The organism is Flavobacterium sp., from assembly GCF_036741995.1.
In the GTDB taxonomy this organism is placed as follows: domain Bacteria; phylum Bacteroidota; class Bacteroidia; order Flavobacteriales; family Flavobacteriaceae; genus Flavobacterium.
This window is the reverse complement of sequence record NZ_DAINRG010000046.1, coordinates 1-20741: the sequence shown is the minus strand read 5'-3', so window position 1 is coordinate 20741 and position 20741 is coordinate 1. Positions and strand designations below refer to the sequence as shown.

24 protein-coding genes are annotated in these 20741 nt (G+C 36.3%); 16 read left to right on the top strand and 8 right to left on the bottom strand.

Going from position 1 to position 20741, the window contains the following annotated elements:
• Nucleotides 1-128: 128 nt before the first annotated feature.
• From V7D82_RS11245 to rlmH, 3 genes are read left to right on the top strand one after another with little or no spacing between them, the layout of a single operon-like run.
• Entirely contained in the window at nucleotides 129-869 is a 741-nt protein-coding gene (locus V7D82_RS11245) for a shikimate dehydrogenase family protein (RefSeq protein WP_333601076.1), read from the top strand.
• A gap of 25 nt (nucleotides 870-894) precedes the next feature.
• Nucleotides 895-1086, top strand: a complete 192-nt coding sequence (locus tag V7D82_RS11240; RefSeq protein WP_333601075.1) for a hypothetical protein — start codon at nucleotides 895-897, stop codon at nucleotides 1084-1086.
• A gap of 5 nt (nucleotides 1087-1091) precedes the next feature.
• Nucleotides 1092-1565: a 23S rRNA (pseudouridine(1915)-N(3))-methyltransferase RlmH gene (gene rlmH / locus V7D82_RS11235; protein WP_333601074.1), complete on the top strand. Its 474-nt coding sequence runs from the start codon at nucleotides 1092-1094 to the stop codon at nucleotides 1563-1565.
• A gap of 16 nt (nucleotides 1566-1581) precedes the next feature.
• Here the strand turns inward: rlmH and V7D82_RS11230 are convergent, their stop codons facing one another.
• The gene (locus V7D82_RS11230) at nucleotides 1582-2217 is read right to left on the bottom strand and encodes a hypothetical protein (RefSeq protein WP_333601073.1); all 636 of its coding nucleotides are present in this window, start codon (nucleotides 2215-2217) and stop codon (nucleotides 1582-1584) included.
• Nucleotides 2214-3032 (bottom strand): dihydropteroate synthase, encoded by an 819-nt coding sequence (gene folP, locus V7D82_RS11225; protein WP_333601072.1) that lies wholly within the window; start codon nucleotides 3030-3032, stop codon nucleotides 2214-2216. Before folP ends, V7D82_RS11230 begins: the two co-directional genes overlap by 4 nt.
• 91 nt (nucleotides 3033-3123) lie before the next feature.
• On the opposite strand from folP, the gene V7D82_RS11220 reads away from it, so the two are divergent.
• From V7D82_RS11220 to V7D82_RS11185, 8 genes are all read left to right on the top strand, one after another.
• Nucleotides 3124-3669, top strand: coding sequence for a DUF1599 domain-containing protein (locus V7D82_RS11220; protein WP_333601071.1), 546 nt, complete (start codon nucleotides 3124-3126; stop codon nucleotides 3667-3669).
• 9 nt (nucleotides 3670-3678) lie between these two features.
• Nucleotides 3679-4773 (top strand): MauE/DoxX family redox-associated membrane protein, encoded by a 1095-nt coding sequence (locus V7D82_RS11215; RefSeq protein ID WP_333601070.1) that lies wholly within the window; start codon nucleotides 3679-3681, stop codon nucleotides 4771-4773.
• 48 nt (nucleotides 4774-4821) lie between these two features.
• The gene (locus V7D82_RS11210; RefSeq protein ID WP_333601069.1) at nucleotides 4822-5130 is read left to right on the top strand and encodes a hypothetical protein; all 309 of its coding nucleotides are present in this window, start codon (nucleotides 4822-4824) and stop codon (nucleotides 5128-5130) included.
• 58 nt (nucleotides 5131-5188) lie between these two features.
• Nucleotides 5189-5686 (top strand): TlpA family protein disulfide reductase, encoded by a 498-nt coding sequence (locus tag V7D82_RS11205; protein WP_333601068.1) that lies wholly within the window; start codon nucleotides 5189-5191, stop codon nucleotides 5684-5686.
• Nucleotides 5686-6438, top strand: coding sequence for a triose-phosphate isomerase (gene tpiA, locus V7D82_RS11200; RefSeq protein WP_333601067.1), 753 nt, complete (start codon nucleotides 5686-5688; stop codon nucleotides 6436-6438). The genes V7D82_RS11205 and tpiA overlap by 1 nt, the downstream gene beginning before the upstream one ends.
• A 150-nt stretch (nucleotides 6439-6588) precedes the next feature.
• Nucleotides 6589-7056 carry a hypothetical protein gene (locus V7D82_RS11195; protein ID WP_333601066.1) on the top strand — a complete coding sequence of 156 codons (468 nt, stop codon included), beginning with the start codon at nucleotides 6589-6591 and terminating at the stop codon, nucleotides 7054-7056.
• 63 nt (nucleotides 7057-7119) lie between these two features.
• Nucleotides 7120-7953: a 50S ribosomal protein L11 methyltransferase gene (gene prmA / locus V7D82_RS11190; RefSeq protein ID WP_333601065.1), complete on the top strand. Its 834-nt coding sequence runs from the start codon at nucleotides 7120-7122 to the stop codon at nucleotides 7951-7953.
• A gap of 36 nt (nucleotides 7954-7989) precedes the next feature.
• Nucleotides 7990-8265: an ATP-dependent Clp protease adaptor ClpS gene (locus V7D82_RS11185; protein ID WP_333601064.1), complete on the top strand. Its 276-nt coding sequence runs from the start codon at nucleotides 7990-7992 to the stop codon at nucleotides 8263-8265.
• Here the strand turns inward: V7D82_RS11185 and V7D82_RS11180 are convergent.
• A complete protein-coding gene (locus V7D82_RS11180; RefSeq protein WP_333601063.1) occupies nucleotides 8262-8690 on the bottom strand; it encodes a hypothetical protein in 429 nt (142 codons plus the stop codon). The two genes, V7D82_RS11185 and V7D82_RS11180, sit on opposite strands and share 4 nt — an antisense overlap.
• 113 nt (nucleotides 8691-8803) lie before the next feature.
• On the opposite strand from V7D82_RS11180, the gene V7D82_RS11175 reads away from it, so the two are divergent.
• Nucleotides 8804-10231, top strand: a complete 1428-nt coding sequence (locus V7D82_RS11175) for a T9SS type A sorting domain-containing protein (RefSeq protein ID WP_333601062.1) — start codon at nucleotides 8804-8806, stop codon at nucleotides 10229-10231.
• Between the two features lie 37 nt (nucleotides 10232-10268).
• Here the strand turns inward: V7D82_RS11175 and V7D82_RS11170 are convergent, their stop codons facing one another.
• The 3 genes from V7D82_RS11170 to V7D82_RS11160 form a co-directional block, all read right to left on the bottom strand.
• Nucleotides 10269-11447 carry an AIR synthase related protein gene (locus tag V7D82_RS11170; RefSeq protein WP_333601061.1) on the bottom strand — a complete coding sequence of 393 codons (1179 nt, stop codon included), beginning with the start codon at nucleotides 11445-11447 and terminating at the stop codon, nucleotides 10269-10271.
• A 69-nt stretch (nucleotides 11448-11516) separates the two neighbouring features.
• Nucleotides 11517-12290 (bottom strand): OmpA family protein, encoded by a 774-nt coding sequence (locus V7D82_RS11165; RefSeq protein ID WP_333601060.1) that lies wholly within the window; start codon nucleotides 12288-12290, stop codon nucleotides 11517-11519.
• Nucleotides 12290-13177: an OmpA family protein gene (locus tag V7D82_RS11160; RefSeq protein WP_333601059.1), complete on the bottom strand. Its 888-nt coding sequence runs from the start codon at nucleotides 13175-13177 to the stop codon at nucleotides 12290-12292. Before V7D82_RS11160 ends, V7D82_RS11165 begins: the two co-directional genes overlap by 1 nt.
• Before the next feature lie 109 nt (nucleotides 13178-13286).
• On the opposite strand from V7D82_RS11160, the gene V7D82_RS11155 reads away from it, so the two are divergent.
• Genes V7D82_RS11155 through V7D82_RS11145 form a run of 3 tightly spaced genes read left to right on the top strand, consistent with a single transcriptional unit; the run spans nucleotide 13287 to nucleotide 15843 of the window.
• The gene (locus tag V7D82_RS11155) at nucleotides 13287-13739 is read left to right on the top strand and encodes a T9SS type A sorting domain-containing protein (RefSeq protein ID WP_333601058.1); all 453 of its coding nucleotides are present in this window, start codon (nucleotides 13287-13289) and stop codon (nucleotides 13737-13739) included.
• A gap of 1 nt (nucleotide 13740) precedes the next feature.
• Nucleotides 13741-14805: a hypothetical protein gene (locus tag V7D82_RS11150; protein ID WP_333601057.1), complete on the top strand. Its 1065-nt coding sequence runs from the start codon at nucleotides 13741-13743 to the stop codon at nucleotides 14803-14805.
• A 24-nt stretch (nucleotides 14806-14829) separates the two neighbouring features.
• Entirely contained in the window at nucleotides 14830-15843 is a 1014-nt protein-coding gene (locus V7D82_RS11145) for a hypothetical protein (RefSeq protein ID WP_333601056.1), read from the top strand.
• A gap of 67 nt (nucleotides 15844-15910) precedes the next feature.
• On the opposite strand, the gene V7D82_RS11140 is transcribed toward V7D82_RS11145, so the two are convergent.
• Entirely contained in the window at nucleotides 15911-18100 is a 2190-nt protein-coding gene (locus tag V7D82_RS11140) for a glutamine synthetase III family protein (protein ID WP_333601055.1), read from the bottom strand.
• A gap of 204 nt (nucleotides 18101-18304) precedes the next feature.
• Between V7D82_RS11140 and V7D82_RS11135 the strand changes: the two genes are divergently transcribed.
• Nucleotides 18305-19249 (top strand): TerC family protein, encoded by a 945-nt coding sequence (locus tag V7D82_RS11135; RefSeq protein WP_333601054.1) that lies wholly within the window; start codon nucleotides 18305-18307, stop codon nucleotides 19247-19249.
• An 89-nt stretch (nucleotides 19250-19338) separates the two neighbouring features.
• Here the strand turns inward: V7D82_RS11135 and V7D82_RS11130 are convergent.
• Nucleotides 19339-20741 (bottom strand): T9SS type A sorting domain-containing protein (locus V7D82_RS11130; RefSeq protein WP_333601053.1); only part of this gene is annotated, 1403 nt, incomplete at its 5' end.

Sequence of the window (20741 nt, the reverse complement as noted above, 5' to 3'; positions counted from 1 at the left end):
CTTCCATCTTAGTAATGGTTTGCGTTTGAATTTCAAACACCATACCATTTTGGAAGAATTGTTTCCAACTGTTTGGGAAAGAGAATCCGTGCAAAAGTATATTGCAAAAAATAAAAAACCGGAATAAAATGTCGAAAAGACAGTATGGTCTAATCGGGAAAAATATTGCCTATTCTTTTTCCAAAAAGTATTTCACCGAGAAATTCGCTTTGGGCAATCTTGACGATTGTTCCTATGATAATTTTGACCTGCAGTCTATAGAAGAATTTCCGACTATTATTGCTAATAACCCCGATTTAAAAGGATTAAACGTCACCATTCCCTACAAAGAATCGGTCATTCCCTATTTGGCAAAACTATCTAAAAATGCAGCCCAAATTGGCGCTGTTAACGTCATTCGATTTACCAAAAAAGGAAAACTCAAAGGCTACAATTCGGATTATTACGGTTTCCTGAAATCGTTGCAACCGTTACTGCAACCCCATCACAAAAAAGCCTTAATCCTCGGAACCGGTGGCGCAGCCAAAGGTGTTGCTTTTGCGTTAAACAAACTTGGGATTTTATACACCTTCGTTTCCCGGGAAGAAAAAGAAGGAATGGTTGATTACGACCGAATCAATGCTACCACTTTTGACAATTACCACATCATTATTAATTGCACTCCATTAGGAACAAGCCCTAATACCAAGGAGTTTCCGCCTATTCCTTATACTTTTTTTACCGAAAAACACATTGCTTTCGACTTGATATACAATCCGGAAGAAACCCAGTTTTTGAAAAAAGCCAAGAAAAAAGGCGCGGTTACCAAGAACGGCTATGAAATGTTGATACTCCAGGCCGAGAAAGCCTGGAAGATTTGGAATAAATAATTTACGAACCCTAAAAACAAATCCAATGGAACCCAAAAGAAGACGCATTTTTTTAGCGGTAATGCTAATCCTTTCTATAGGCAATTTTAACCGAATTGATGGCAACGAAAACATAAGAACCATTCAATTTTTATCCATTTTTGCTATTGGAATTTTGTTTGGTTTACTGGTCAGAGAATTGGTTGAAGCCTATAAAACCAAGCAACAAAATTCTTAGTTTGCATGAATATAAGATTACTCGCCATCGGTAAAACCGACAACAAAGCATTGCAAACCCTACTTGATGATTACACCAAAAGGCTATCGTTTTACATCAAGTTTGATTTGGAAATTATTCCCGATATCAAAAACGTCAAAAACCTTTCGGAAGCTCAGCAAAAAGAAAAAGAAGGCGAATTAATTTTGGCAAAACTCACTCCTACGGATCAATTAATACTGTTAGACGAAAACGGGACTACTTTCTCAAGCGTTGGTTTCTCTGATTATTTGCAAAAGAAAATGAATTCGGGCGCCAAGACTTTGGTTTTTGTTATTGGCGGTCCTTATGGTTTTAGCGAGGAAGTTTATAAGAAAGCCCAAGGCAAAATTTCGCTGTCGTTAATGACTTTTTCGCATCAAATGGTACGGTTGTTTTTTATTGAACAATTGTATCGCGGATTCACCATTTTAAGAAACGAACCTTATCATCATCAGTAAAGCGCGAAGCGCGAGTTTAGTAAATGTATTCTTTGTTGTGGTTAACAGCTACTCCTTTTTTAGTAATCACCAGTTTTTTCAAGAACAATTTATCCTGAATGTATTTCCCGAAAGCTAGCTTTTTGCTGAAGCAAAAAATAATGGTCTGGGGCAATTCTTTTAAAGAATCATTTAAAAAAACCGCCAGTTGTTCTTTAGAAAAAACCTCGTCTTTATAACGCACCAGATTATTTTCATCAAAAGTGATTATGGACAGATTGTTGTCCGGTTTTTCAAATTTGTATCTCACTTTGGTAAATGGCAAGAAGGCCATACTCTTTTTGGTCGTATCGGTATAAGTGAAATAATTCTCCGAAGTTTCACTTTTGTGCACACTGCCGTCTTTTTTATTTTGAAGCTTTTTAATTTCCGGAATCACTAAACGCAAGGGCAATCGCTTATCTATATTGAACAACCAATTAGTTGAACTGATGGAATTTTTTCGGTTTACTTCTATCAAAGTATCTTTTTCTTCCGTTTTATAAAAGAAATAAATAGGCGAATGATCCTGAACATCTGCCACTATGGTTTCGCCAGCCATGGGCAACAACACTTCTTTATCCTGGCACGAAAACAACAAAAAACAACTTGCTGCTATAACGGTTTTTTTCATAATTGGGACACTAATTTTATACATTCTATAGCTTCTTTCACATCGTGAACTCTGAGAATATTGGCACCTTTTTGCAAAGCAATGGTATTCAAAACCGAAGTGCCGTTCAACGCAAATTCTGCTGAAGTTTCCAGCGTTTTATATATCATTGATTTTCTGGAAACACCAACTAAGATAGGTAATTCAAGCAGTTGAAACAATTCTAAATTATTTAATACTTCGAAATTCTGTTCCACTGTTTTGGCAAAACCAAACCCGGGATCTATAATCAAATCATTGATGCCGAGGCTACGGGCTTGCTTTACTTTTTCGGAAAAATAAAACAGCATTTCTTTGGTAACATTCTCATAGTGTGTCAAATTTTGCATCGTTTGCGGCGTACCTTTCATGTGCATCATAACATACGGAACCTGAAGTTCAGCAACGGTTGGCATCATGTTTTCATCTAAACTTCCTGCTGAAATATCATTGATGAGGCAAGCCCCATTTTCAATGGCGCTTTTGGCAACATTGGCACGAAACGTATCAACTGAAAGTAAGGTTTCCGGGAAATGCTGCAGCACTAATTTCACTATTGGAACCAATCTGGAAATTTCTTCTTCTTCCGAAACAAATTCGGCTTTAGGTTTGCTGGAATAAGCTCCAATATCAATAAAAGTAGCACCTTCCTTCAACATCTTTTCTACTTGAACTAATAGCGCATTATCATCCGAATACCTTCCGCCATCATAGAACGAATTGGGTGTGACATTCAGTATCCCCATTACTTTGGGAGTAGACAAATCGACTAGTTTTCCGAGGCAGTTGAGGGTCATTGGCAATTTAAGTTAGTTATAAGATTTAGTCCTTTGAACTTCAATCTTTATTCTTTACTTTTGAAAAAATTTGACACAAAGATACACTGAAATGAGTAATACTTCTCAAGAATATGACAAGGTTATCGCAATTTGCCGACAACTGTATAGCAATAAAATGAAAGACTATGGAAGTGCTTGGCGCATCTTGAGATTACCCTCATTAACCGATCAAATATTCATCAAAGCACAACGCATCCGAAGTTTACAGCAAAACGAAATCCGCAAAGTGGATGAAGACGAAACCGGTGAATTCATTGGGATTATCAATTATTCTATCATGGCTTTAATTCAATTGGATTTGGGCGTTGTAGAACAACCCGATTTGGATGTTGCCAAAGCCATCGAGCTATACGATGCCAAAGTAGCTTTGACCAAATCATTAATGGAAGCCAAAAACCACGATTATGGCGAGGCCTGGCGCGAAATGCGTGTGAGTTCGTTAACCGATTTGATTTTGCAAAAATTACTTCGCGTAAAGCAAATTGAAGACAATCAGGGCAAAACCCTCGTATCAGAAGGCATTGATGCCAATTATCAAGACATGATTAATTACTCGGTTTTCGCATTGATTTTGATGCAATTCGGGCAAAAATAATTTTACACCATGAGTCTATCCAAAAAAAATACCGCTTGGGGCATTCGTATTCTGATTTCGTTTTTATTTCTGCTATCGGCGGTTGCCAAATTATATCCATCGCCTTACTTTGCCATATCCACTTTTGAAGTAAAACAATTGTACCCAATGGGATTTTCGGAAGGATTTGCTCCTTATTTTTCCCGAATTCTTATCGGAATTGAATTTGCCTTAGGCTTGTTGATTTTACAAAAGAACTTTCTGCGAAGCATCGTGATTCCCGGAACGATTTTACTGTTGGCCGTTTTCACTACGCATTTGACTATCGTTACCATTCAGGATGGTGGCAATTCGGGGAACTGTGGTTGTTTTGGAAGTTTATTGCCAATGACACCTGTACAGGCCATTGCCAAAAATGTGGTAGCGATGATTTTACTGGTTTGGTTGTTCATCATCATGCCCAAAACCAATGAAAGAAAAGATAATTTTTGGGTGTTAACGAGTGTTACTTTTGCCATGATATTGATGTTATTCATGTTGGCTCCTATCCAGCCGCCGGCCAGTAACTTCACTGTTTCTGCTCCTGAAGAAACTTCAGCAGATACTATTCAATCAACAACTGTTGATACCACTAAAGTTGTTCCGGCGATTGCAAAAGATTCCATTAAAAAAGCAGTAACTGACGAAGTAGTCGCAAAACCTGTAGTTAACGAACCTGAAAAACACAAATCAGGTTATGCTCAGTATTTTTCCAATATTGACAAAGGAAGAAAAACACTATGCTTCTTTGTGCCAGGTTGTGATCATTGCCGCCAGGCAGCTAAAGAATTAACCGAATTAAGAAAAACCAACAAGAATTTTCCGGAAATCTCCATTATTTTCATGAATGAAGAAGCCGATTTGATTCCGGATTTTTTCAAAGAAGCTGGCGCGGAATATCCCTATAAAATCATTGAAGTGATTCCATTTTGGAAAGTTTTAGGTTCAGGAAAAGACACACCGGGTGTTAAATATTTGTGGAATGGTAATGAATACAAATACTATTTCGGAATTACCGATAATAAATTCAATCCGGTTGATTACCAAAAATTAATAAACAAACCATTTTCGGAACTGAAAAAATAGAGCTGTTCTATTTATTTTTATTACATTTAAATATTAAAATTTAGATTTATGATTAAGTATATCATGTCGAAAAAAGTTCATGAAAGAGGTCTGATTGGCATCGGCTTTTGTATCATTGGATTCATTATTGGCTATTTTGTTTTGAATCATATTTCCACCATGGAAAATCCACCATTGGGAAATACATTATACATTATTATTGGCAGTACTTTAGTGTTTACTTCTGTATTAGGCGTTATCCTTATTATAAAGTATTTATACGATTTTAAAAAGAAACAGGAAAGACGTATACGCAAAAGAAAAAAACACAAATTATTCTTTCTTAAAGATGCTGAAAAACATGATGATCCTAAATAATTAGGAAAAAATTAGGAATCAAAAAAACCGCAAGTCTTACTTTTGCTGAAAAAGAAATATGAAAAAAATAATAGTATGTCTCGTGGCCATGACTGCGATATTCGCTTTTACAACTGCCGAAAAAACTAAATTCTCTAAAGAAGCTTTGTCCAAAAAATTAATCAATACAGAAAACAAAGAAGTTAGCTTTAAATCTATTTTAAAAAAGCATACCGGCAAAGTTACCGTAATTGAAGTTTGGGCTTCGTGGTGTGGCGATTGTGTAAAAGCAATGCCAAATGTAAAAGCAATGCAGGAGAATAATCCGACCGTAGACTATGTATTCATCTCTATGGATAAAGCGTTTGACAAATGGCAAACCGGCATTGAAAAACACGAACTAAAAGGCGACCATTATTGGGCCACCGACGGTATGAAAGGTGCCTTTGGTCAATCCATAGATTTAGATTGGATTCCGAGATATATCATCATTGATAAAACCGGAAAAATTGTCATTTATCGCGCCATAGAAACCGATTTTGATAAAATTAATGAGACTTTAAAAACTTTACAATAATGAGACAAAAGATTGTGGCAGGCAATTGGAAAATGCATAAAAATGCCGAAGAAACCGAAGATTTATTAAACGAATTAATCGATAAATTGCCTCACGATGTTGAAGCTCAGGTTATCGTGGCACCAACATTTGTCAACTTAGCCTCAGCTGTTGATCATTTAGAATTTACTAATATCGGAGTCGCAGCCCAAAATATGCATCAAAATGAAAGTGGTGCCTATACCGGTGAAATTTCGGCCGAGATGTTGAAAAGTATTGGGGTTAATATTGTAATTCTTGGTCATTCTGAACGTCGTGCTTATTTTCATGAAACCGATGCTATTTTGGCTCAAAAAGCAACAACTGCTTTAAAACATGATATGACCGTAATCTTCTGTTTTGGCGAAGAGTTGAAAGACCGACAAAGCAAACAACATTTTAATGTAGTTGAAAACCAACTGCGTGACGGTTTATTTCATATCGACAATAAAGATTGGGAACAAATCATCTTGGCATATGAACCGGTTTGGGCTATTGGAACCGGAGAAACCGCTTCGCCGGAACAAGCACAGGAAATGCACGAATTTATTAGAGAAACCATCCGAAAAAGATTTGGAAGCGATGTGGCTGAAGATGTTTCTATCTTATACGGCGGCAGTGTAAAACCCGATAACGCTAAAGAAATTTTCTCAAAACCCGATGTTGACGGAGGATTAATTGGCGGTGCCGCCTTGAAAGCTTCCGATTTTGCAGCCATCGTCAGCTCTATTTAAAATAATTTACTTTAAATACACATAGAAACCTTTCATTGATTTGAAAGGTTTTTTTTATTATAAAAAAATTAAAATGCATTTCATCGATTTTATTTGTATTTAATCGAATAATATGCTTAGTTTTACGGCGTCCCTAAAGTCAAAAGTCAAATGAAAGCAAAACTCATTCTAATTCTCATGCTGGTTTTCGGTTGGAACATGCATGCGCAAATTGATACTCAAAAACGTTTCCAGTCAGACACCCGGAAATATTATGTTTGGAATAAAGAATTCGAAAAATATGAATTGATAGAAACCGAGTATGAAAACTCAGTGATAGATATTCGGGAAATTGGCTCTAAAACCAATGGTTACATCGTTATCAGCATGGTGGATAATGGGCAGGTCAGAATGCATCACGGCTCAATTTATCAATTTGCACAAGACAGTGAAGAGACTGGAAGTTGGTTAATTCGCTCAAAATTCATGAGAGCTAAACTAACCTACAATCCGAAAGACAACACCATTACTTATCTGTATGATGCTGATGACAAACGCTACAACAAGCTAATGATTTTCAGTGTAAAAACAGATGAAATCCCAAATGCGAGTCTAAAAGCCATCGTAAAATCAGACTAAAAATTTACAGACAATGACTTCGTTGTAAGGCTTTGGATTGTTACCTTTGCCAAAAATTACAGCATGTCAAATATATATTTAGGGTATCACTTTCAGGTAGAACCCAAAGAATTAGGTTCCGAAATTTTAATCGCCGAATTGGGTGAAAAACCTTTTGAAAGCTTCATTGAAACCGACAATGGTTTTGTGGCTTACATTCAAAAAGACCTTTGCTCTAAAGATATATTAGATGATATTTATTTGCTACATTCTTCTGAATTCGTTATTTCCTACACAATCGAGGAGATTGACCAAGTCAATTGGAATGAAGAATGGGAAAAAAACTTCGAACCCATTGATGTAGATGGCAAATGCCATGTCCGTGCTCCTTTCCATCCCAAAACTGAAGCCGAGTTTGATATCGTAATCGAACCTAAAATGAGTTTTGGCACCGGTCATCACGAAACTACCCACATGATGATTCAGCATCTTTTAGAAACGGAAGTTACTAATTTAAAGACTTTAGATATGGGCTGCGGTACAGCAATCCTTGCTATTTTGGCTGAAATGAAAGGCGCCAAACCTATTGATGCCATTGACATTGACAACTGGTGTTATTTGAATTCGATTGAAAATGCCGAACGCAATAATTGCCATGAAATCACCGTTTATGAAGGCGATGCTGAGTTGTTGAAAGGCAAAAAATACGACTTGATTATTGCCAACATTAATCGCAATATTTTATTGAATGACATGCAGCAATACGTGGATTGCCTGAACCAAAACGGCATCCTTTTGTTGAGTGGATTCTATACGGAAGACATTCCTTTTATTGATGCTTCCTGCGTGGAAAAAGGGTTAACTTATGTTAAAAAATTCGAAAGAAATAATTGGGTTTCTTTGAAATATGTAAATTAGCGGCTGGAAATTTTACCCTTGTAAAATGAAATGAAAATGAGCACTATAGAAAAAATACAGGAAGACGTTTTAGTTGAAGAACAAGTTGGCATCAATAATGAAATCGTATTGTATAATGACGATGTGAACACTTTTGATCATGTGATTGACACCTTGATTCGCGTTTGCCAACATACTTCGGAGCAAGCCGAACAATGTGCCATATTGGTTCATTACAAAGGAAAATGCACTGTAAAAACAGGTTCTTTTGACGAGTTAAAACCACAATGCACTCAATTGTTAGAAGCCGGTTTGAGTGCCGAAATTATCTAAGCCTTAAACTTCCAGTCAAACTCGTCGTTGTCTTTGATGATGGCGCCAATTTCTACTCGAATAATCACATCAAACTCCGATTGCAGAATTAACCAGTTGCTTTCGTTAAAGTGATTTTCGGTGCTGTCAAAATCTTCCTGTTCCCAGGATTTAAAAGGTAATTCGGATTTTACTTCCGTTACATTTTTGCCCATCACTTTTTTATCTAAAAGAGCAGCCTCTTCATTAGACGTAATGATATATCCCAATCGGAATGCTTCGTCTTCATAGAACGTTAGGCGCAGTTTTTCGGTATTATACAAATAAATCACATTGCCATCTTCGTCTTTGAATTGCTTAGAAGGCTTGCCATAAATGGCTTCCACATGCGATTGTTTCATGCCGAATAACAATTGGTCTACACCGTTTTTGGGATTGATTTTCATAACAATTAATTGAACAACAAAGTTCGCAAAGTTTTTCAGAAATTAAAGAATTTTCATTAATTTTATGAGATCAAAAAAAATAGCTATAGCATTAAAACATAAATGTATCCCCTATGAACAAAATAAAATTACTATTCTTTTTACTCTTTACCATTAATTCTAATGCGCAACAATCCCTTGTTCTTGATTCTTCATTTGGGGTGAATGGTGTGAAAGTTGTTGATTTAGGCTATGATAATTATCATTCTCGTGATGTTGTTGTTCAAAATGATGGCAAAATAGTTGTTTTTGGAGACGCTGAAAATATTGGTCAAAGCTCCGTTGGCTTTGTCGTAAGATTTAATCAAAATGGTTCAATCGATACAAATTTTGGAACAGATGGACACCTAATCACTGATAGAGGAGTTGGCGTTTACGCCAAAAGTTTATATGCAATTCCTAGTGGAAAATTATTACTTTTAAGTGAAAACTCTGTTAAACAGTACAATAGTGATGGCTCCTTGGATTTAACCTTTGGAAACTTAGGAAGTATTGAAAAATATATGCCAAGCATAGCCATACAAAACGACGGAAAGATAATTATTGCTTATCGTTTCTTTACTTTTGTTGGAAACAGAATCAAAATCGAACGATATTACCCCGACGGGACTATTGATGATACATTTAATGTAAACAATACCATATTTGGGGAATCAATTTATGGAGGTGTTGATACACCCGCCAAAGTTATTGTTCGATCTGATGATAAAATTATACTTGTTGATGAAATTCAAAACAGTTCTTTTTATAGTTTTAAAATAACACGTTTAAATCCTGACGGAACTCCTGATGGTGCTGAAATAACCTCAAACGGCAATATGGGTATGAACGGTGTTTACTATGAATTACAAAACGATGATAAATTATTGGTCGGTGCATTTGATTATCATACCATAAAAGCAAAAAAATACAATAGTGACTTCAGTTTTGATAATTCCTTTGGTGTTGCAGGTGTTTCATCTGTTTTCCCAAACAACACAAGAACTATAGCACTTCAAAATGACAATAAACCCTTTGTCATTCACAATTACGGAAACGGTGGTATCTATACTACAACCATTTACAGAATCAATACGGATGGCACGTTAGATGCTACTTTTGATAACGATGGAACTCAAAATATACAAATTGCTACAAATACTGCACTTTTTATGAATTTCTATATAACTAATAATTCAATAATAACATTAGGGGATACTTGGACTACAGCACCCGGATTAAAAGGTTTTTTTATTGAAAAGTATAACATAACAACTGCATTGGCAAATCCAGAGAATCAATTAACAAAACAATTGTCATTTTTTCCAAACCCTGTAAATGATGTAATTACATTTACGAACATTGAAGCTGGCGAAAGCATAAAAATAACTGATATGACCGGAAAAATAATTATAAATCAAATATTGGGTTCCGACAAAAAAATAAATGTGGAAATGTTATCAAAAGGCTTATATCTGATACATTTAAACAATACAAAATCCATTAAATTTATAAAAGAGTAACCGTACTCTTATTTCGTATTACTATTTACAAAGAAAATTAATATTCAAACACTCCAAACTCACTTTTAATGGTGAGTTTTTTGGTTGCATTAGCTTCTACTCTACCCACAATTTGAGCCTCCACACCAAAGGATTTTGAGATTTCGATGATGTCCTGAGCGATTTCATTTGGCACGTATAATTCCATTCGGTGACCACAATTAAAAACCTGATACATTTCCTTCCAATCTGTTTTCGATTGTTCCTGTATCAATTTGAATAAAGGCGGAACCGGAAACAAATTGTCTTTAATCACATGAACATTATCCACAAAATGCAGGACTTTGGTTTGCGCACCGCCCGAGCAATGCACCATGCCGTGAATTTCGTTTGGAGTATAGTTGTCTAAAATCGATTTTATAATCGGAGCATACGTTCTGGTTGGAGATAAGACTAATTTCCCAGCATCAATTGGGGAATTTTCAACCGCATCGGTCAATTTTGTATTTCCAGAATACACCAAATCTTTTGGCACCGAAGCATCAAAACTTTCCGGATATTTATTGGCAAGATAGTTGGCAAAAACATCATGGCGCGCCGACGTTAAACCGTTGCTGCCCATACCGCCATTGTAGCTTTTCTCATAGTTGGCCTGACCGAAAGACGCCAAACCCACAATCACATCACCCGCTTGAATATTGGCATTATCAACCACATCGCTGCGTTTCATGCGGGCAGTAACTGTAGAATCTACAATGATGGTTCTGACCAAATCGCCCACATCGGCAGTTTCACCACCAGTGGAATGTATTGTCACGCCAAAGGTTTTCAACTCGGCAATCAGTTCTTCGGTTCCGTTGATAATGGCAGAAATAACTTCGGCCGGAATCAGGTTTTTATTTCTTCCTATAGTGGAGGAAAGCAAAATATTATCGGTCGCGCCCACACAAAGCAAATCATCGATATTCATAATCAATGCATCTTGTGCAATGCCTTTCCAAACCGACAAATCACCGGTTTCTTTCCAATACATATAGGCTAAAGACGACTTAGTTCCGGCGCCATCAGCGTGCATGATTAGACAATATGTGTCGTCATTGGTCAGATAATCGGGAACAATTTTGCAGAAAGCTCTGGGGAATAATCCTTTATCGATGTTTTTGATGGCGTTGTGCACATCTTCTTTGGAAGCCGAAACTCCTCGCAGATTGTAGCGTTGACTGTTATCAGAGCTCATTATGTAGTTGTTAGTTGTGTTGCGCAAAGATAGGTTTAATGCGGCAATTAGGCAATTTGAAAATGTAATTTACTTCTCTAAAATCAAAATCTCTACTCTTCGGTTCTCGTCTTCTTCCTGTGCTGATTTTTCCGGAATGGGGTGTATGGGTCTTGAAGTTCCGTAGCCTTTAAAGGTTAAGCGTTTTTTATCAATTTTATTTCGAATCAAATAAATGTAAATAGCTCTGGCTCTTGAAAGAGAAACATCATTCACATCGAAAACTTTTTGACAACAAATATGTCCTTGAATTTCAATTTTGAGATTCGGATTTTCTTCCATTGCGCAAAGCAACTGAACCAAGGTTGGCTGTGATTTGGGGACTATTCGCGCTGAATTATTGAAGAAATAAATATTGGGCAAAGTGACAGTCTCACCAACTTTTGAATTCATAATTTTCTCCGTCAACTCGGACCGAATGGGTACAACCGGTTTTATTTCATTATAAAAGATAGTTACTTTACGATTCTCCGCTTGGATTTTTGATTGCTTGAATTCTTTGCCAAATGCAATTCGCTCCAAATTGTCATTGATTTTTAAACCGCTTTTCCCTAATAAAATTTGCACATTATCAAGGCGACGTTCTGCCAATTTTTTGTTGTAATTTTTAGTATCTACACTATCGCAATAGCCCATCATTTTTACTACTTCCAGGTTTTTATTTTTGGCAATCCATTCGTTGAAAGCTAAAATGGATTTTTCGTTTGGAAAGTCTTTATTGAAATCGAAAAACACTTCAAATTGTTGTTGTCCCAAACACTTTAAAGAAATCAGAAAAAACAATATGACAACCTTCAGTTTCATTAATTTTCTACGATTAAAATTTCTACTCTTCGGTTGGCCGCGCGTTCTTTTTCGTCTTTTTCCGGGAGCGGATAAATAGGTTGTGTACTGCCAAAACCTTTATAAGACAATCTTCCCGGATAAATTTCATTGGCTACCAAAAAGTTATAAATGGCTTTGGCTCTTTGAGTTGACAAATCCAATCTATCGTTAGGCATACAGCACAAATGGCCTTGAATTTCTATTTTCAGTTGAGGATTTCGTTGCAATACCAGCAGCAACTCATACAGTTTTCCACGGGATTCGGGCACTACTGCAAAAGTGTTGATAATGAAATTGAGGTTATCAATTTTTAGTTTCTCCCCTTTTTTTGCTTCGCCTACTTTCTTCATGAAAGTTCGGTCGAGCTTGAATTCAGAAGTGGTGCCATTGGGATTTTCGAAAACTAATTTCTCAGGGTAATTAACTTCGGGTTTGGGTTGTTCTTCAGCGGCTTCTTTTTTGATACCCAGAATTTCATCTTCGCGAACGATATCTTTTTCTAAAATATAGTAGATGAGTACTTTCCGGTTTTCGGCTTTGTTTTTGGATTGATTGAAACTTTCGCCAAAGCTTCTGGTTTTAAAATCTTCTCTGATTTTGATTTGATTTTTGATAGTGTTAAAAATACAATCTACCCGTTTTTGAGCCAGAGTATCATTAAAACCGGTGGTTCCGTCTTCATCCGTGAAACCGTGAATGGCGACAATTTTGTTGGTCTTGTTCTCAGCTATCCAATCGTTAAGCTTTGTTTTTTCTTTGGAAGTTAAATCAAATTTATTGCTATCAAAATATACTGCAAATTGTTCTTGAGCATAAAAAGAGTTGGCAAACAGCATTACAAAAAGAAAAACAAAAATTGGTTTCATAGATTGTTTTAAGACTAACGAAAGTTACGTAAAAATAGTTTTTGATTGTGAAAATTGTGTTAAATAGTTAAATAATATTATTTATATTTGTAAATAAAAACTTTAACAAATGAAACAATACTCACTCTTATTATTACTAATCGTCTCCTTATCAGCTAGTTCTCAATCATTGATACAGTCAGTAAATTCAGGCAGTGTTATAGCTTCTAATTCATCTGTTTCTATCGGTGAAATTGTGGTTGTCCCACAAAATCAAACACAATCCAGTTCCGGAATTATTGGGATTTTGGCACAAACACAACAAGCGCTTGAAGTTCCTCAATTGGAACTTAGTCAAAAAATTGTTGTTTATCCAAACCCGACAACGGCCACCATTTATTTTCAAACAGACACTGCTCTTTTGGATGAAAAAGTCTCAATTTACAATTTATCGGGGCAATTGGTTTCTCAGAAACAGATTACTGCGGACAATTCTTTGGATTTATCAGCACTACAAGCCGGTGTTTATCTGATTCAATTTTCGAATAAAACCATCAGTTCCTTTAAAATAATCAAACATTGATATGAAAAAACTATTACTATTACCTGCTTTTTTTATTTCCCTGTTGACTTTTGCACAAGTACCACAAGGGATATCTTATCAAGCCATTGCACTTGATGGTTCCGGAGTTCCGGTAGTGAGTTCTAATGTTGGAATTCGTTTATCAATACTTGACAGTTCTGTTTCCGGTACTGTTTTGTATACCGAAACACATACTGCCGTTACCAATGCACAAGGGTTATTCAATTTAATTATTGGGCAAGGTATTCCAACAGTAGGAATATTTTCAGCGATAAAATGGGAAACAAACAGTAAGTTTTTAAAAGTAGAAATGGATACTACAGGAGGCACTACTTATGTCTTAGTTGGCACAACCCAATTGTGGAGTGTTCCTTACGCCCAGTTTGCCGGAAAAGTAGACAGTGAAAATATAACAGGAGGGCCAGATGTTAGCCATGCCTTTTTTCAATCCTACTCTTCTTCCTTTATGACATCAACCAATGCTTATGTATATTCAGAAGGAACAGAATTAGCGGATAGTGGTACTCCTCCAAATAATTATGCCTGGTACTCTACTCCTATTTCGGGGACTCCTTTTATGAAATCACAGAACAGTTTTTTGACAAGTACCAATGCTTATATCTTTGCACCATCTACAGATGATCCAAATGGATTGAGTAGTTGGCATAACTACCCTATTTCGGGGCAGCCTTTTAAAATTTTCACCTACAGTCCGTATACAACCACTGTTGTGACTTCAACCAATATTTATATGTATAGAGCTGACACCGGGGGAACTTACAACTGGATTTCGGCACCTATTTCGGGGCCTGTTGTTGATGCTATAGGTTCTTGTGTTGTGACAGCGACTACCATCTATGCCTATGATGCCATTACATCGTCCTGGACATCGACTCCTATTTCGGGAACTTTTTTAAAAATCAAATATTCGTCAAGCGGCTTAATGGTCTTTACGTCATCTAACGTCTATATATACGGCCCCAATGTTTATGATAACAATTATACTACCACCCCAACCTACAGTTGGCATACGTTACCCATATCTGGCACATTATTATTAGATTAACAACAACAAAAATCACACTATTTCATGAAAAAATTAATACTATTATCGGCACTTTTTATTTCCTTATTGACTTTTGCACAAGTCCCACAAGGCATATCCTATCAAGCTATTGCACTAAATGGTTCGGGAGCTCCTGTGGTGAGTTCCAATGTCAGAGTCAAACTTTCCATTTTAGATAACTCAGCATCGGGAACCGTTTTATATGTTGAAACACAATTGAAAACCACGAATGCCCAAGGATTATTTAATTTGGTAATTGGTCAGGGAACTCTTGTCTCAGGCGCCTTCAATACTATAAACTGGGGAACCAACTCTAAATTTTTAAAAGTAGAAATGGATGCTACGGGAGGAACGACTTATCTTCCTGTTGGTACTACCCAATTGCTTTCTGTACCTTATGCCATGCACGCCGGAACAGTATCAACTATTCCCTCTAGCGCTGTAAGCAATATTGGCACTGATGCCCTTAAAAGTAGTGCTTTTATCATTATTGATGGCACTGTAGTAAGAGGATTTAATAACGGTATATGGTCGTCACAAACTTTTAGCCAACAGATTTATAGCAGTGATATTATTGAAACCAATAAAATGTTCTTGATTTTGGATGGATCAACTGTTAAAAGTTTTGCTAACGGAACATGGGCAACACAATCCTTTAGTGGACAAGTTTACAGTTCTGACATGATTGGATCAAACGCCAATTTCTTGGTATTGGACGGCAATACCATAAAAGGATTTTCCAATGGGGTCTGGTCAACACAAACTTTTAGCCAACAGGTTTATGCTTCAGATATTATTGCTTCTAATGGTAATTTTTTAGTTATAGACAACAATACTGTGAAAGGTTTTTTCAACGGAGTGTGGTCAACACAAACTTTTAGCCAACAGGTTTATAGCAGCGATATAATCGAATCAAATGGTAATTTCTTAATATTGGACATCAATACAGTCAAAGGGTTTTCAAATGGAGTATGGTCAACACAAACTTTTAGCCAACAGGTTTATAGCAGCGATGTAATCACTTCTGTTAAGAATTAATGATTATAGAATAAAATAAAAAAACCGCTCATTGAGCGGTTTTTTTATTGGAGCATACTAATTATAACTAACGTGTAAATAGCAATTCTCTGTATTTGGTTAAGGTCCAAATTTCATCATCCACCAAAAGCTCTAATTTATCGCAGTGTTCACGGATGATTTCGAAATAAGGTTTTACTTTATCGCAATACATCTCGGCCATTTTTTGAACATCGGTTAAGGCATTGGCTTTTTTACGGGCCTCAGTCATCGCTTCTACATTGGTATTAATTCCTTCGATGTGTGATGATATTTCTTTGATTAAAACGATTTGCTCTTTGGCAATTTTCTCAAAGTCTTTACCGAAGATTTCCTTTAATCCGCGTACATTTTCGATTAAAGTATTTTGATAGCGAATCGCTGTTGGAATCACATGATTGCGAGCGATATCGCCAAGCACTCTACCTTCAATTTGAATTTTCTTAGTGTATTCTTCCAATTCAATTTCGTAACGGGCTTCCACTTCTACATGGTTCATTACGTTCAAATCTTTGAATAAGTCTAGTGCTTTTTTAGATACTTTAGCTTTCAAAGCGGCCGGTGTTGTTTTGTGATTACTCAAACCGCGTTTTTTAGCTTCTTTTTCCCAAGCATCGCTGTAACCGTCACCTTCAAAAAGAATGTTTTTGGTTTCTTTGATATACTCTCTTAAGACATTGAAAATCGCTTCATCTTTCTTTAAATCTTTTTTCTCAATTAAAGCGTCTACTTCTTTTTTGAATTCTTTTAATTGTTTAGCAACTATAGAATTCAGAGTAGTCATGGCATTCGCGCAGTTGGCAGAAGAACCTACAGCTCTAAACTCAAATTTATTTCCGGTGAAAGCAAAAGGTGAAGTTCTGTTTCTATCGGTATTGTCTAATAGCACATCCGGAATTTTACCCACTACGTTCAACTTTAAATCGGTCTTTTCTTCCGGCGATAATTTACCATTGGTTACGCCTTCCAATTCAGCTAAAACTTTCGTCAATTGAGCTCCGATGAAAACTGAAATAATAGCCGGTGGTGCTTCGTTAGCGCCTAATCTATGGTCGTTACTGGCTGTTGCGATAGCTGCACGAAGCAATTCTTCGTATTCGTTTACCGCTTTAATGGTATTGATAAAGAAAGACAAGAATTGCAAATTGCTCATCGGTGTTTTACCTGGAGACAATAAATTTACGCCAGTATCAGTAGCCAATGACCAGTTATTGTGTTTTCCAGAACCGTTTACTCCTTTAAAAGGTTTTTCATGGAAAAGCACTTTAAAATCGTGACGCTCTCCCACTTTAGACATTACATCCATTAGTAAAGAGTTGTGATCCACCGCTAAATTGGTTTCTTCAAATATTGGTGCTAATTCAAATTGGTTAGGCGCTACTTCGTTATGACGTGTTTTAACCGGAATTCCAAGATACATACATTCTTCTTCCAATTCTCTCATGTAGTTTAAAGCACGAGAAGGAATGGAACCAAAATAATGATCATCTAATTGTTGTCCTTTGGCAGAGGTATGTCCTAGCAAAGTTCTTCCTGTCAATAACAAATCCGGTCTTGAGTTAGCCAAGGAACTATCAACTAAGAAATATTCTTGTTCCCAACCTAAAGTTGCGGTTACTTTTTTAACATTTTTATCGAAATATTTACAAACATCGGTTGCTGCTTCATCCACAGCATTCAATGCACGTAATAGTGGCGTTTTATAATCTAAAGCTTCTCCTGTATACGAAATGAATACGGTTGGAATACACAAAGTAGTTCCAAAAATAAAAGCCGGAGACGTTGGGTCCCAAGCCGTATAGCCACGAGCTTCAAAAGTATTTCTGATTCCTCCATTTGGAAAAGAAGAGGCATCCGGTTCTTGTTGTACCAATTGCCCTCCGCCAAATTTCTCCAGAGGATCTGAACCGTCATAAGAAGTTTCGAAAAAGGCATCATGTTTCTCAGCAGTTGTCCCAGTTAAAGGTTGAAACCAGTGCGTGTAATGTGTTACGCCTTTGGCAACAGCCCATTCTTTCATTCCCATAGCGATATAATCGGCTAACTTTCTGTCAATTTTAGTTCCGTGCTGTACTGCATCTTTCACTCCTTTATAAGCATCCGAAGTCAGAAACTGCTTCATGGCTTTATCATTAAACACATTGGCACCGAAAATGGCTGATTTTTTATCAGCTTCTTCAAATTTTACAGGTTTTCTACCTGATGCATTTTTTAATGCTTGAAAACGTAAAGTTGACATAAATTTAATTTTAAAAGTTATACCCTATTAATTTGAAGCAAATATAGCAATATTTTTAAATTAAAATATTTATACCCTATTATTTTAGGGGTTAAATTATAAAATATACAATTTTACTATGCAACCCAATAGAAATCTAAATCGTTAAATATTACTCTTTGAAACATACAATCTTCTATATTTGTAGTAATCAAAAGATATGTTATGATTGTTTGGGCTTTGTTTTTAGCAACTATTTTCGTTTTTCTTGCTTTAGATTTAGGAGTCTTTAATAAAGACCCACACGTTATTAAACCAAAAGAAGCCGGTATTTGGACTGCTGTTTGGGTCACTCTTTCTTTTCTGTTTTCGGGGATTATAAACTGGCTATACAGTAATGAATACATAGCTAATCCAACAAAAATAAAGCCTGCTGTCGCTACCATGAAGTACATTACAGGTTATTTAATAGAGTTATCACTTAGCATTGATAATATTTTTATAATCGCAGTAATTTTTGCTTCGTTTAAAATTTCACAGAAATACCAGCACAGAGTTTTGTTTTGGGGAATCCTTGGCGCAATAATTTTCAGGGGATTGATGATTTTCTTTGGCGTTATATTGATAAACAAATTCAGTTGGATGACTTATTTGTTTGGAGCTTTTTTGATTTTTACTGCGTTTAAAATGTTATTCAAAGGAGATGAGGAAGAATTTAACCCTAAGAAGTCCTTTATATACAGAAATTTGCGTAAAATCATGCCTATAACAAGTCATACTGACGGAGAGCATTTCTTTGTAAAAAGAAAACATATAACCGCTGCGACACCGCTTTTTGTAGCATTAATTGTTATTGAAGTAATGGATATGCTGTTTGCCTTAGACAGTGTTCCTGCCATACTTGCTATTACTGCTGACCCTTTTTTGGTATTTAGTTCTAATATTTTTGCCATACTGGGTTTGCGTTCCATGTATTTCTTTTTGGCTAATATGTTGGAAAAGTTCAGTTACTTAGAATACAGCCTGATTGCTATTTTAAGTTTTGTTGGCATTAAAATGTTACTAGTACATTATTATAAATTCCCAGAATGGGTTTCTCTTGGTTTTATTGCTTTGGCATTAGCAATTGGTATTATTATATCGCTCAGAAAAAGTAGCATCAATAAATGAAACATCATTGTTTTTTATCCAAGAGCCTCATTTAAACATTAAAAAAGCCCCTCAATTGAGGGGCTTTACTTTGTTAATTGATTTAAAAATTATCTTTTAATAACTCTAAGCGTTTTCACTTCGTCTCCTTGAGTCACAATTACATTGTAAATTCCTGAAGGATAGCGATCTCCTATTTTTATTTCTGATGTTTCTCTAGGATTCAAATCGCGATTTTCGATTAATCGGCCTAACATATCATAAACTGATAAGGACACTTTATCTTCACTTAAGGTTTTCACATTCAAATTGAAATTATTTGAATAAGGGTTAGGATATGCTATTACGGATAAACCGAAATTATCTTCTATAGTAACAACTTCACCTCTAGCTGTTGTTAAAGGCATTGTACAATCCGCTGGTAACGGAGTATTGTCTTGACAACCTGAAACAGCATCTATAGTTCCCGAAGTATCTGCAGCAGGTAATCCTGATCCATTTAGATAACATGCAAAAGTATATTTACTTGTACGATCTGAACCAGAATAAACTCCTCCTTGAATAGATTTCACATTGTATTTCACCGAAACAATATATGTTGCACCAGGAGTCGCACCTGTTACAATATATTTTGCCCCTGTACCATTACTTATAAAGCTAGCTTTAAATGATACATTTTCACAAGAACTTGTATACAAACGTATTTGTTGAAGGCTACCTTTATCGTAACCATGAACTTGGAACAACTTGTTCAAATCACCATCATTAGATTGTTTCACTTCAATTGTGAAGCTAGCTGCTGGGGCAACCACATTTGAATAGTAGAACATCACACCCGGAACGGCATTAGTAACAGTTCCCCCTGTTATACCTGGACCACTTACTGTTGTACAAACATTATACAATCCGGTAGCCGTTCCTGTTGAATAATTACAGCAGGTTGTTTGAGTCGGGAATATGTGACTGCAACTTTGAACTGTAAATTTCGAAGTACAAGACACTGATTGACAACCATCTGTTACCGAATATGTAATAGTTACTGATTGACCAGGCAATGGAGCCGTTTGATATTGAGACAAGTCAGTCGCTATAGCACCTGGACATCCTCCATTATAACTAAACCCAGCTATCCATTGAATAAATAAATCATTTGCATTTGATCCACAAGCAACTGATGTATCACCAGGACAAACAACATTAAGTTTATCAGCTCTTGTAATGGTAAAGGTTCTGGTTACTGTTGTAGTGGCATAACATTTATCCGTTACAGTATAAGTAACACTAGTTGTTCCTCCTGTACACCAAGCTGGTGCTGTTGGTTGCCCATAGTTTCCATGAGGATCACATCCGCCACTTACTGTAAAGCCTGTCAACCATTGGGCAAACGCTGCATCAACAGCAGCTTGGTTAACATAGGCACAAGCGCTGGTAGTGCTGTTGGCCGGTTGATTTACTACCACAGCCGGAGCGGCACTAATGGTAAAGGTTCTGCTTACCGTTGATGTGGTATAAC

Bases quoted from the DNA above. Each gene is read 5' to 3' on its own strand.
- V7D82_RS11245 (WP_333601076.1), top strand. From the start codon at position 129: ATGTCGAAAAGACAGTATGGTCTAATCGGGAAAAATATTGCCTATTCT.
- V7D82_RS11240 (WP_333601075.1), top strand. From the start codon at position 895: ATGGAACCCAAAAGAAGACGCATTTTTTTAGCGGTAATGCTAATCCTT.
- rlmH (WP_333601074.1), top strand. From the start codon at position 1,092: ATGAATATAAGATTACTCGCCATCGGTAAAACCGACAACAAAGCATTG.
- V7D82_RS11230 (WP_333601073.1), bottom strand. From the start codon at position 2,217: ATGAAAAAAACCGTTATAGCAGCAAGTTGTTTTTTGTTGTTTTCGTGC.
- folP (WP_333601072.1), bottom strand. From the start codon at position 3,032: ATGACCCTCAACTGCCTCGGAAAACTAGTCGATTTGTCTACTCCCAAA.
- V7D82_RS11220 (WP_333601071.1), top strand. From the start codon at position 3,124: ATGAGTAATACTTCTCAAGAATATGACAAGGTTATCGCAATTTGCCGA.
- V7D82_RS11215 (WP_333601070.1), top strand. From the start codon at position 3,679: ATGAGTCTATCCAAAAAAAATACCGCTTGGGGCATTCGTATTCTGATT.
- V7D82_RS11210 (WP_333601069.1), top strand. From the start codon at position 4,822: ATGATTAAGTATATCATGTCGAAAAAAGTTCATGAAAGAGGTCTGATT.
- V7D82_RS11205 (WP_333601068.1), top strand. From the start codon at position 5,189: ATGAAAAAAATAATAGTATGTCTCGTGGCCATGACTGCGATATTCGCT.
- tpiA (WP_333601067.1), top strand. From the start codon at position 5,686: ATGAGACAAAAGATTGTGGCAGGCAATTGGAAAATGCATAAAAATGCC.
- V7D82_RS11195 (WP_333601066.1), top strand. From the start codon at position 6,589: ATGAAAGCAAAACTCATTCTAATTCTCATGCTGGTTTTCGGTTGGAAC.
- prmA (WP_333601065.1), top strand. From the start codon at position 7,120: ATGTCAAATATATATTTAGGGTATCACTTTCAGGTAGAACCCAAAGAA.
- V7D82_RS11185 (WP_333601064.1), top strand. From the start codon at position 7,990: ATGAGCACTATAGAAAAAATACAGGAAGACGTTTTAGTTGAAGAACAA.
- V7D82_RS11180 (WP_333601063.1), bottom strand. From the start codon at position 8,690: ATGAAAATCAATCCCAAAAACGGTGTAGACCAATTGTTATTCGGCATG.
- V7D82_RS11175 (WP_333601062.1), top strand. From the start codon at position 8,804: ATGAACAAAATAAAATTACTATTCTTTTTACTCTTTACCATTAATTCT.
- V7D82_RS11170 (WP_333601061.1), bottom strand. From the start codon at position 11,447: ATGAGCTCTGATAACAGTCAACGCTACAATCTGCGAGGAGTTTCGGCT.
- V7D82_RS11165 (WP_333601060.1), bottom strand. From the start codon at position 12,290: ATGAAACTGAAGGTTGTCATATTGTTTTTTCTGATTTCTTTAAAGTGT.
- V7D82_RS11160 (WP_333601059.1), bottom strand. From the start codon at position 13,177: ATGAAACCAATTTTTGTTTTTCTTTTTGTAATGCTGTTTGCCAACTCT.
- V7D82_RS11155 (WP_333601058.1), top strand. From the start codon at position 13,287: ATGAAACAATACTCACTCTTATTATTACTAATCGTCTCCTTATCAGCT.
- V7D82_RS11150 (WP_333601057.1), top strand. From the start codon at position 13,741: ATGAAAAAACTATTACTATTACCTGCTTTTTTTATTTCCCTGTTGACT.
- V7D82_RS11145 (WP_333601056.1), top strand. From the start codon at position 14,830: ATGAAAAAATTAATACTATTATCGGCACTTTTTATTTCCTTATTGACT.
- V7D82_RS11140 (WP_333601055.1), bottom strand. From the start codon at position 18,100: ATGTCAACTTTACGTTTTCAAGCATTAAAAAATGCATCAGGTAGAAAA.
- V7D82_RS11135 (WP_333601054.1), top strand. From the start codon at position 18,305: ATGATTGTTTGGGCTTTGTTTTTAGCAACTATTTTCGTTTTTCTTGCT.